Origin of the sequence: Nocardia wallacei, assembly GCF_029868745.1 — a bacterium.
Lineage (GTDB): Bacteria > Actinomycetota > Actinomycetes > Mycobacteriales > Mycobacteriaceae > Nocardia > Nocardia wallacei_B.
The window spans coordinates 1-10,273 of sequence record NZ_JARWOP010000011.1 but is presented as its reverse complement, the minus strand read 5'-3'; the positions used below and the strand labels follow the sequence as shown (position 1 = coordinate 10,273).

Sequence of the window (10,273 nt, the reverse complement as noted above, 5' to 3'; positions counted from 1 at the left end):
CGGCGCGTGGCGCGCGCGGCCTAAAGCGCCCGGGTCACACTGGAATGGCGCGGGGCCGAGCGCGGGCGGCCCGCCCGCGCCCGCTGCCGCGCAGCGGCGCGCCCCGCCCCGGCCGCGCGCCGATGTCACCGGTTCCTACTTGCCCAGCCTCTCCTTGGTCTGGCGGGCCGCGTCCTGCATGTCGTCGCGGTCGACGCGGGCGTCGCGTCGCGCCGCGGCATTCATGCCGTCGCCCTCGCGCTTCATGCCCGAACCCATCCGGTCCGGGTCGCGCCGCATGTCGTCGGGCATGCGTTCCGCATCGCGCCGGGAGCGATTCTTCATGGACTTCTTGCCCTTGTCGGCAACCTGGCCGGGTTTTCGGCCGGTGGAGCGATCAGACATCCGAACCTCCGTTGTCGGTAGGTCTCACGTCCGAATTGCGAGAATGGACGAGATGCTCGTCCGTCGTGCCGTACAGCGTTGCCCGGCCCCGTTCGAGCGGGTGTGCCGCGACAACCTATTCAGCTCAGCAATCATCTGGACAACGATTGCGCTCCCCATCGTGCCCACTTCCCGGGGGCGATGTCAATCAAAAATTTCCTCCCGAACCGCTGTGAGCTGGTATGTCTCCTTCAGGTGCCGTCGTGGCCGGGCCGCCCGGCGCGTACACCGGCTTCCGTGCGAACGAGCGGTTAGTGTTGCGCTATCACCGGGGAATCGAGCTGACCACACCGAACCGGGAGGAAGCATGACGAGCACGGTGACCGCGATCGAGCCCGCCACGGCGCCGCCCGTGCCGGCCGCGGAGATCGACGCCGCGGCCGTGCGGCGAGTGGTGATCGACGCGGCTCGGGAGATCACCGGCGTCGCGCCCGGCGTCGAGGCGCGGGCCAGGTTCTCCCGAGGCGCGGCGGTGCTGTCGTTGCGATTGCCGATCCACTATCCGATGCCGATCTGGCAGGTCGCCACCGTCTGCCGCGCGCACGTGCTGCGCCGCGTGCGGGAGCGCACGGGAGTGCCGGTTCGGCGGTTGGACATCGACGTGGCGGACCTACCGGGGAGAGTGCGGTGAGGCGGCGGCCGAGCCGTGCGGCGCCGGCCGCGTTGCTGGCGCTCGTACTGCTGGCGGTGTGCGTGATCGTCGTGCTGTCGCTGGTCCAACGGCTCACCGGCGCAAGGGAACTCGTCGTATGGGACGGCGTCGAGAACCGGTTGCGCGAGACGGCCTGGACCGATATGTCGGTGGCGTGGTTCGGAGTCGCGGCGGCACTGGTGGGGATCGTGCTGCTGGGATTCGCGGTACTACCGGGTCGTCCGGTGGTGGTGCCGCTCACCGCCGACGACGGTATCGCGGCCGGAGTGACCCGGCGCGGCCTGCGTACCGCGTTGCGGGCGGCGGCACAGTCGGTCGAGGGCGTGCACTCCGCCCGAGTCACCCTGCGGCACAAGACGGTTCGTGTCGCTGTCCGCACGCCCCGGGCACATCCCGCCGAACTCACGGCGGCCGTCCGCGCCGCGGTCGACGAGCGCATCGGCCGCATCGGCACACGCACGTCGCCGCGAATCTCGTTGCGCCTGCGCCACACCGGGAGCATGCGGTGACCGCCGGCGAGCGGGTGGCGCTCACCGCGAGCGGCTCGGTGGGATTCGCTGCGCGCGGTGAGAGCATCCGCCGCCGTCCGCCCGCGGCGGTGAATCGCACCGTGCTCGGGGTGGCGGGCGTGGTGGTCACGGCCGTCGGAGCCGTCGCTCTGGCGGCCCACTATGGACGGCTGGGCTGGGTGGACGCGGCTTCGCCGGTACTGTCGGACCGAACCCATTCGCCCACATGGCTGCTGTGGGGCATCGTCGCCGTGGCGAGCGTGCTGGGCCTGGCCTGCCTGCGCTGGGCCACCGCGCAGGTGACCCGGATGCCGCAGCCGGTGCGCTGGCGGGCCCGCACTCCGGAAACCGGCGATCGGACCGCCCTGACCGCCACGACCGTGGCCCGGCCCGTTTCGACCGACCTGGAAGGCTACGACGGGGTGCGCTCCGCCGCGGCCTGGGTGTCCGGGCCCGGTCGCGCCCCGGAGTTGTACCTGGTGGTAACCGCCGAACCCGACGCCGATATCGGTGCGTTGCGTGCCCGCGTCCTCGACCACGCCGTGCCCCGCTTGCGTCAGGCGCTCGAGGTCGAAACCATCCCGGTCACAATGGAATTGCGGTTCGTGAAGCCTCAGTCGACGGGACCGAGTACCCGCTCGACGTAGGCGTTGGTGAAGCGGCCCTTCGGGTCGAACCGGCGGCGGACCTCCTGGAACCGATCCCACTCCGGATAGCGCGGCCGCAGCGTCCGCGCCGTCTGGAAGTGCCGCTTGCCCCAGTGCGGCCGCCCGCCGTATTTGTCGAAAACCGCTTCGCACGCACGGAAATACGGCTCGTAAGCCATGCCGCGGTACTGATGTACGGCGATGTAGCAGGTGTCGCGGCCACCGGCCGGGGACAGGAACGCGTCGTCGGGCGCCACCCAGCGCACCTCGATGGGCATCGGGGTGTCGAAACGCTGGGACAGCTCCTTGATCTCGCGGATCGCGGGCGCCGAGTGCTCGCGCGGTATCGCGTATTCCATCTCGGTGAAGCGAATGAGCCTGGGGGAGGCGAACACTCGATAGGAGCGGTCCACCTGGCGGCGATAACTACCCGCGTAGGCGGCGCCGCGCTGCACCCACGGAATCAGTTGCGGCCGGCGACGGCAGAGCCGGGCCAGCGCGTCGAACGTGTGGTTGGAGACCAGGATATCGGCGAACCAGTCGACGGCCTTGCCGCGCGGCTGCTCGGGCAACTCCACGCGGTTGTTGCGCTTGGTCATCGCCAGCGGGCTGTGCGCGAACATGTAGAACTCGAAATGCTCGTTGCTGTCGATGTATTCGTCGAGATCGGCGAGTACATCGGTGACCGGCACCGGGCGTTCGACCCCCTCCAGCACGAACGACGGCACCAGTTCCAACGTCACGGCCGTCACCACGCCGAGCGCGCCGACGTGCACGCGCGCCGCGCGCCAGCCGTCGGGGTCGCTCTGTTCGTCCAGTTCCACCCGGCTGCCGTCGGCGAGCATCAATTCGACCGAATGCAGTGCGGCGGAAAGGTTTTGCAAGGTCGCCCCGGTCCCGTGCGTGGCGGTGGCGGCGGCTCCGGCGATGGTCTGCACATCGATGTCGCCCAGGTTCGGGAACGCCAGGCCCAGCGGGTGCAGGGCCGCGCTCAGCGCGTTGAGTGTGGCCCCGGCCTCCACCCGGACCAGCCCGGCGGCACGGTCCACGTGCAGGATGCGGTCCAGTTTCGACAGGTTCAGCAGCATGCCGTCGGTGAGCACGGCGTCGGTGAACGAGTGACCGGCCCCGGCCACGCGCACGGTCTGTCCTGCGGCCTCGGCGCGTTGCAATAGCTCGGCCACGTCCTCGGGGGAGCCGGGCGCCGCCGTCGCGGCGGGCGCGCACTGCTGGTCGCCGGCCCAATTCACCCAAGAGTTGGTCATGTGTCCAACTTTAGGGCATGCGCTGTGACGAGCGCTACCGGATGCGCATTCCGGGCCTAGCGGCGTCGGCAGGCGAAGGTACGCGCCTTGGCCTGGTCCACCTCGTCGTCGCGCAGGGGCGGGACGGGCAGGGGCTGGCGCGGAACCGTATCGGCGCGCACCCCGTCCAGCGCGATCGCCAGGTATCGCCGCCAGACCTGATCGTTCACCGGCTTGGAGAAGGCGGCGATCGATTCGACCATGTTGATGATCGCGAAGAAGTCCGGCGCCTCGATGCCCGGACGCAGCACGCCCGCGGCGTGGGCGCGGTCGACCAGCCGCCCGATCTGCGGCTTGATCCGATCGCGGACCGACTCGAAACGCTCCATTGCGTCGGGCAGTTCGAGCATCACCTCGCTGAATCCGCGATTGCCGGCGAAATGCTCACACGCCCACTCGAACAACTCCACCACCGCGGCCCAGGGATCCGGGTTGCGGTTGGCGCGTTCGGTGGCCTCGGCCATGGCCGCGACGGTCTGCTCGAAGACCTCGATGATCAGTTCCTGCTTGTTCGCGAAGCGCCGGTACACCGTGCCCACGCCGACCCCCGCCGCCTCGGCGACATCGTCCAGGGTGACCTCCAGTCCGCGCTCGGCGAAGAGTCTGCGCGCGGCCTCGACGATCCGCTGCTGGTTGCGGGCGGCGTCGGCGCGCAGACGCCGAGGTGCGGACATGGTGGTGGTGCGATTCACACAGTCATGCTAGCAAGCATCGGGATTAAGTGGAGGCATTCTCTCCGTTATGGTGGTAGCTTTCATACCAAGCGGAGGAACGACCTCCGCATACGGTCACCGGACTAAGGGGCTCCATGACTACCGCGATCGACCTGGAAAAGGATGCGGCGACTCGGTCGCCGAACGCGGGCCGCCGCGGCTCGCATGCGTTGCGCTGGTGGGTGCTCGCCGTGCTCGGCGTCGCCCAACTGATGGTCGTGCTCGACGCGACCGTCGTCAACATCGCGCTGCCGGAGGCGCAGCGCGATCTCGGTTTCTCCAACGGTGACCGCCAGTGGGTCGTCACCGGATACGCGCTGGCCTTCGGCAGCCTGCTGTTGCTCGGCGGGCGGCTGAGCGATCTGTTCGGGCGGCGCAACACCTTCATCACCGGCTTGGTCGGCTTCGCGGTCGCCTCGGCCATCGGCGGTGCGGCCACGGGATTCGAGATGCTGGTGGCGGCGCGTGTGGCGCAGGGCGTGCTCGGCGCGCTGCTGGCGCCCGCGGCGCTGTCGCTGCTGACGGTGACCTTCACGCAACCGGCCGAGCGGGCCAAGGCCTTCGGCATCTTCGGCGCCGTCGCCGGTACCGGTGGCGCGCTCGGGCTGCTGCTCGGTGGCGCGCTCACCGAGTGGGCGTCGTGGCGCTGGGTGATGTACGTGAACCTGATCTTCGCCGCGATCGCGCTCGTCGGCGCGGTGCTGCTGCTGGCCAAGCACGTGACCACCGAGCGGCCCAAGCTCGACATCCCCGGCACCGCCGTGGTGACCGTCGCGCTGTTCGGCATCGTGTACGGCTTCTCACACGCCGAGTCGCACGGCTGGTCCAACGGCGTCACACTGGCGTTCCTGATCGGCGGCGCCGCGCTGCTGGGTGTGTTCGCCTGGCTGGAGACCCGGGTCGCGCACCCGCTGCTGCCGCTGCGCATCGTGCTCGACCGCACCCGCGGTGGCGCCTACCTGACGGTGTTCGTCATGGGCATCGGGATGTTCGCGATCTTCCTGTTCCTGACCTACTACATGCAGTTGACGCTGGGCTACTCGCCGATCGTGACCGGTGTGGCGTTCCTGCCGATGGTGGCGGGCATGGTGGCCTCGTCCACGACCGTGCCGTCGCTGCTGCTGCCGAAGCTGGGACCGAAGGTCACCGTGGCGGGCGGCTTCCTGATCGCCGCCGTCGGCATGGGGTGGCTGACGCAGATCGGTCTGGACACCGGCTACGCCACGCACATCCTGCCGGCGCTGATCCTGATGGGTCTGGGCCTCGGTGGTTCGATGTCGACCGCGTTCCAGGGCTCGACCGCGGGCGTGCATCACGACGACGCGGGCGTCGCGTCGGCCATGGTGAACACCAGCCAGCAGGTGGGTGGCTCGATCGGCACCGCGCTGCTGAGCACGATCGCCTCCTCGGCCGCCGCGAACTACATGTCCACCCGGCAGGGCGGTAACCCGCTCGACGTCGCGCAGTCGATGATCGAGAGCTACACCACCAGCTTCTGGTGGGCGACGGCGATCTTCCTGGTCGGCGCGGTCCTGGCCGCGGTGATCATGCCGAACTCCGTCCCCGCTCCCGCGGAGGGCGAGCCGGTGATCGTGCACTGAAAGCCGTTGCGCCACAACTGAATCGAATACCTCCGTGCCCCAGTCGGTCGTCCGGCTGGGGCACGGTGCGCTGTGGACGTCGCCGTCTCTGTCGGCCCTTTCGGGTGCGGGGAGCGGGCCGTTGGTTGTCGATACCGGCTTGGGCGGACACATTTCGCGGTCTCGTGGCGAGAATTGCCACCTCGATCGGAAGTGTGACCGTGCGGGCCGGGTGCGCCGAGCCAGCGAGTGGCCATCGCAGTTCCGGGTCATCTGTGCCGGGCGCCGAAGGCGCGATCAGCAGTTACTGGGTGCAGGAACCCCGGCGAAGCGGTCCGCGAGGTAGCCGAAGGCGTTGGCGGAGCCCGGGGCGATGGCCGCGGTGTGGTCCGCGCCGGGGATGACGTCGAACCGCACGGGGGTGCCGGCGGCGCAGTAGCGGCCCGCCACCTCGCGTGCGAGCCAAGGGTTCACGACATCCGACCCGCCGTGCCACTGGTAGATCGGGGTGCGCGGGACGCCCGGGAAGGTCTCCAGGCTGTTCTCGTGCAGCACGCCGATCTGGGCGCCGCTGACGTCGTCCACGCCGCCGGTGAAATAGTCGGAGAAGCTACGGTTGGCCGCGGCGCCGATGATCTCGTCGGTGCACGCGTCGGCGATGCGATCACGCAGTTCGCGGCCCGCCGGAGTCATCCGTTCGTCCAGCGACATCACATCGGGATACTCGCGTTCCAATCCGTTCGCGGCGGCGAAACCCAAGCCGAACAGGGGATTCGGGGCCGCGCCCACGTCCAGGGCGAGCTTGCCGATATTCACCGGGACCCCGCCCATGGCGGCGCCGACGATCGGCAGTTCGGGCGCGTACTCGGGAGCCAGCGCGGCCGCGAAACCCGTCGCCATGCCGCCGCCCGAATACCCCGCGAGCCCCACGGGGCTGCCGGCCAACCCGGCGGGAGCGAAGCGCTGCACCGCGCGGACCCCGTCCAGCGTCAGCCGCCCGCCGAGACGGGCCGCCCCGTAGGCGCCGGCCGGTCCGAGATGATCGGGCACCGCCACGGCCCAACCCCGCGCCAGCAGCAGATTCAGCGTCGGCGCCTCCCGCAGGCTGCCGTCGAACAGGCTGTGCGAGGGCGCGCACCGCAGTCCCAGCGAATTCACGAACGGCTGATACGACACCAGCGGACGAGCGCCACCGCCACCGGGAACCAGCAACGTCGTCACCGCCGCGATCGGCGCGTCCGCGGAATTCGTGGACCGGTAGACCAACTGCCACGCCGTCGCACCCGGAAACCCGGGCGCGGGCACGCTACGACTGCGCACCACATCGCCGGGCTGATAGGACCCGATATCCGGCGGAGCCCAATAAAAGGAATCGGGCTCAGCGACCGGATACACGGCCGCCGCCACAGTCCCTACCCCCAAAGTGCCCACCACGATCGCCAGCACCCCGAGAACAGCCGCGAGCCGAGACAATCGTCGCCGCCCTGCCCCACCGCCCCGGTCCGCCCGCTGCCCCGCCGCCGCGGTTCCGTACAGCGTCCGCAGTCGGGCCGACATATGCGCCGTGGTGAGCGTGCGTCCGCCGGCCTCGATGCGTGATGTCGCCGAGGTGCGTGGTGTGGCGTGCCGCGTGGGTTCTTCCGGAGCGGACAGGTTCTGCCGGAGGGGTTCTTGCTGTCGGGCGAGCGCCATCGTTGCTCCCTGGTGTTCCGATGGGGTGAATCGGCGGAGGCGGGGCGCGCGCCGAGCGGACCGTGCCTGATGTCAGTGCTGGATCACGCCCGGTCGTGCGTCGAGCGGCCGCTTGCCGGAGGGCGTGCCGCTTCGAATGGGATAGGCGTGGGCAAATATTGGGCAAGCGATTTGGGTGGTGCTATTACAGCAGTACGGCGCGCTCCGGAGGTGCTGCCGCGCCGGATTCTATGCCCGGAGACTGCTCCGGGCATCCGGTGCTGCGGTGTGAAATGCGAGTTCGTACTCAGTAGATGGGGCGCTCGTGGCGTCCGCCGACGCACGCGACCGGGCGGTACGGATTATCGGCCGATGACCGGGCGGGTCGCCGCGTAGGGGTCGCTGCGGGATCGCTGGCGGTTAGCATGGTTCGGCAGGTGTCGGACGCGGGCAGGAGGTTGGCCAGGTGGATTCGTGGACCGGCGGCCGAGTGGGCGGAGTCACCGGTGGGACCGGGCGGCGCGCCGCGTGCGGGCCGGTTCGGCGGCACGAGTCTTTGCCCGCCCCAAGCGAATCCGATAGGCTGAACAACTCTTGTGCCGGGTGGTTTCCCCCCTCGTCGGCAGGCGTCGGCGAGGTTCGTAAACTGCTCGAATCGGATGCGCCGGCGAGTCGGCGCGCGCGGGCCCACGGGGGCCGCGGGTCGCGCTGGGTGAGGTCGTGCTCGGGGTCGGCGCGACGGGATGAACGACGAGACGGCACGACGATTGGGGGCAGTGATGAGCGAGGCACCGACGATTCCGGTGGTGCGGACCGTCACGGAAGCCGCTGCCTGGCAGCCCGATCCGCGCATCACCGCGACGGTGGCGTCGTCTCCGGGGCAGGTGTGCGATTACGGGGTGAGCCGATGACGCCGCCGCCGGTCCGCCGCCCGCAACGCGCCGGGCGTCCGGCCGCTCGTTCGGTGTCGGTGCCGTTCGCTACCGTATTCCTCCTGGGCAAGCAGTGGGTGCGGCCATGATCGTGATGACCAGCCCCAGCCGGACGGCACCGATACGGAAAGGAGGCTCGAGCATGGCTCATGATCGAGCCGGGCGACCGGCGCGGGCCTCCGATCTCGAAGATCTTCCGCATCTCGTCACGGCGTACTACAGCTGCATCCCCGACCCGTCGGATCCGGCGCAGCTGGTGCAGTTCGGCACCTCCGGCCATCGCGGCTCGAGCCTGGACTGCGCGTTCAACGAGGCCCACATCCTGGCCATCACACAGGCCATCGTCGAGTACCGCGCCACCCGCGGCATCACGGGCCCGGTGTATCTGGCCCGCGACACGCACGCGCTCTCCGAGCCGGCTTGGAGCACGGCGCTGGAGGTGCTGGCCGCCAACGAGGTCACCGCGATCGTCGACGCCCGCGGCCGCTACACACCCACGCCGGCGCTCAGTCACGCGGTGCTGCGGCACAATCGGGGCGGCACCCGGCACCAGGCCGACGGCATCGTCGTCACCCCGTCGCACAATCCGCCGCGCGACGGCGGCTTCAAATACAACCCCCCGCACGGCGGCCCGGCCGACACGGTCGCGACCGACGCCATCGCCGACCGCGCCAACGAACTGCTGCGCGGCGGCCTCGCGGGAGTCAAGCGCACCACGCTGCAGCATGCCCTGGACACGAGCGTCGAGAGCTACGACTATCTCGACCACTACATCGCCGACCTGCCCAACGTGCTGAACCTGGATGCGGTGCGCGGCGCGGGTATTCGCCTGGGCGCCGACCCGATGGGCGGGGCCAGCGTCGACTACTGGGAGGAGATCGGGCAGCGCTACGACCTCGAGCTCGAGGTCGTCAACCCGTTCGTCGACCCCACCTGGCGGTTCATGACGCTGGACAGCGACGGCAAGATCCGCATGGACCCCTCCTCGCGGTACGCCATGGCCTCGCTCGTCGCCATCCGCGACGACTACGACATCTCCACCGGCAACGACGCCGACGCCGACCGGCACGGCGTGGTGACTCCCGATGCGGGCCTGATGAATCCGAACCACTTCCTCGCGGTGGCCATCGAGTACCTGATCGCCAACCGGATGGGCTGGGACGCGCTGACCAAGATCGGCAAGACGGTGGTGACGTCCTCGATGATCGACCGGGTGGTGAGCGTGCTGGGCCGGCAGGTGCACGAGGTGCCGGTCGGGTTCAAGTGGTTCGTGCCCGGATTGTTCAGCGGCTCTTTGGCTTTCGGCGGCGAGGAGAGCGCCGGCGCGTCCTTCCTGCGAATGGACGGCACGGTGTGGTCCACCGACAAGGACGGCATCCTGCTGGCACTGCTGGCCGCGGAAATCACCGCGGTGACGGGCCAGAGCCCGTCCGCCCGCTACGCCGAACTGGAGAAGCGTTACGGCAGTCCGGCATACGCGCGCATCGACGCCACCGCCACCGCGCAGCAGAAATCACGACTGGCCGCGCTGACCCCCGACGACATCAGCGCCACCGAGGTGGCCGGTGAGCCGATCACGGGCATCCAGACCCGCGCCCGGGGAAACGGCGCGGCGCTCGGCGGCGTCAAGGTGACCACGGAGAACGCCTGGTTCGCGGCGCGCCCGTCCGGCACCGAGGACAAGTACAAGATCTACGCCGAGTCCTTCGAGGGGCCCGAGCATCTGGCGCAGGTACAGGCCGCCGCCGAGGACGTGGTGGGCCGGGGGGGGGGGGGGGGGCGGGGGCGGCCCCCCGGCCGCGCGGGCCCCGCCGCCGCCGGCGCGGCGGCGCCCCCCCCCCC

Annotated in this window: 10 protein-coding genes; 6 read left to right on the top strand and 4 right to left on the bottom strand. The window is 70.1% G+C overall.

Annotated features, from left to right (window positions below; genetic code table 11):
* Positions 1-135: 135 nt before the first annotated feature.
* Positions 136-384: a hypothetical protein gene (locus QH470_RS00290; RefSeq protein ID WP_280270194.1), complete on the bottom strand. Its 249-nt coding sequence runs from the start codon at positions 382-384 to the stop codon at positions 136-138.
* A gap of 346 nt (positions 385-730) precedes the next feature.
* On the opposite strand from QH470_RS00290, the gene QH470_RS00285 reads away from it, so the two are divergent.
* From QH470_RS00285 to QH470_RS00275, 3 genes are read left to right on the top strand one after another with little or no spacing between them, the layout of a single operon-like run.
* Positions 731-1,054, top strand: coding sequence for an Asp23/Gls24 family envelope stress response protein (locus QH470_RS00285; protein ID WP_280270193.1), 324 nt, complete (start codon positions 731-733; stop codon positions 1,052-1,054).
* Entirely contained in the window at positions 1,051-1,584 is a 534-nt protein-coding gene (locus tag QH470_RS00280; RefSeq protein ID WP_280270192.1) for a DUF6286 domain-containing protein, read from the top strand. Before QH470_RS00285 ends, QH470_RS00280 begins: the two co-directional genes overlap by 4 nt.
* Positions 1,581-2,231: an alkaline shock response membrane anchor protein AmaP gene (locus QH470_RS00275; RefSeq protein ID WP_280270191.1), complete on the top strand. Its 651-nt coding sequence runs from the start codon at positions 1,581-1,583 to the stop codon at positions 2,229-2,231. Before QH470_RS00280 ends, QH470_RS00275 begins: the two co-directional genes overlap by 4 nt.
* Here QH470_RS00275 and QH470_RS00270 read toward each other — a convergent pair.
* Positions 2,198-3,496: a D-arabinono-1,4-lactone oxidase gene (locus QH470_RS00270; protein ID WP_280270190.1), complete on the bottom strand. Its 1,299-nt coding sequence runs from the start codon at positions 3,494-3,496 to the stop codon at positions 2,198-2,200. The two genes, QH470_RS00275 and QH470_RS00270, sit on opposite strands and share 34 nt — an antisense overlap.
* A 56-nt stretch (positions 3,497-3,552) precedes the next feature.
* Entirely contained in the window at positions 3,553-4,227 is a 675-nt protein-coding gene (locus QH470_RS00265; RefSeq protein WP_280270189.1) for a TetR/AcrR family transcriptional regulator, read from the bottom strand.
* Positions 4,228-4,343: 116 nt separating this feature from the next.
* On the opposite strand from QH470_RS00265, the gene QH470_RS00260 reads away from it, so the two are divergent.
* Positions 4,344-5,849 carry an MFS transporter gene (locus QH470_RS00260; RefSeq protein ID WP_280270188.1) on the top strand — a complete coding sequence of 502 codons (1,506 nt, stop codon included), beginning with the start codon at positions 4,344-4,346 and terminating at the stop codon, positions 5,847-5,849.
* 276 nt (positions 5,850-6,125) lie between these two features.
* Here the strand turns inward: QH470_RS00260 and QH470_RS00255 are convergent, their stop codons facing one another.
* Positions 6,126-7,520, bottom strand: coding sequence for a lipase family protein (locus tag QH470_RS00255; protein ID WP_280270187.1), 1,395 nt, complete (start codon positions 7,518-7,520; stop codon positions 6,126-6,128).
* Between the two features lie 758 nt (positions 7,521-8,278).
* Between QH470_RS00255 and QH470_RS00250 the strand changes: the two genes are divergently transcribed.
* Together QH470_RS00250 and pgm are read left to right on the top strand one after the other, a co-directional pair.
* Complete coding sequence (locus QH470_RS00250) at positions 8,279-8,410, top strand: hypothetical protein (protein WP_280270186.1); 132 nt, start codon at positions 8,279-8,281, stop codon at positions 8,408-8,410.
* A 163-nt stretch (positions 8,411-8,573) separates the two neighbouring features.
* Positions 8,574-10,273 (top strand): phosphoglucomutase (alpha-D-glucose-1,6-bisphosphate-dependent) (gene pgm, locus QH470_RS00245; protein WP_280270185.1); only part of this gene is annotated, 1,700 nt, incomplete at its 3' end.

Coding starts and splice junctions, on each gene's coding strand:
- QH470_RS00290 (WP_280270194.1), bottom strand. CDS start 384: ATGTCTGATCGCTCCACCGGCCGAAAACCCGGCCAGGTTGCCGACAAG.
- QH470_RS00285 (WP_280270193.1), top strand. CDS start 731: ATGACGAGCACGGTGACCGCGATCGAGCCCGCCACGGCGCCGCCCGTG.
- QH470_RS00270 (WP_280270190.1), bottom strand. CDS start 3,496: ATGACCAACTCTTGGGTGAATTGGGCCGGCGACCAGCAGTGCGCGCCC.
- QH470_RS00260 (WP_280270188.1), top strand. CDS start 4,344: ATGACTACCGCGATCGACCTGGAAAAGGATGCGGCGACTCGGTCGCCG.
- QH470_RS00255 (WP_280270187.1), bottom strand. CDS start 7,520: ATGGCGCTCGCCCGACAGCAAGAACCCCTCCGGCAGAACCTGTCCGCT.
- QH470_RS00250 (WP_280270186.1), top strand. CDS start 8,279: ATGAGCGAGGCACCGACGATTCCGGTGGTGCGGACCGTCACGGAAGCC.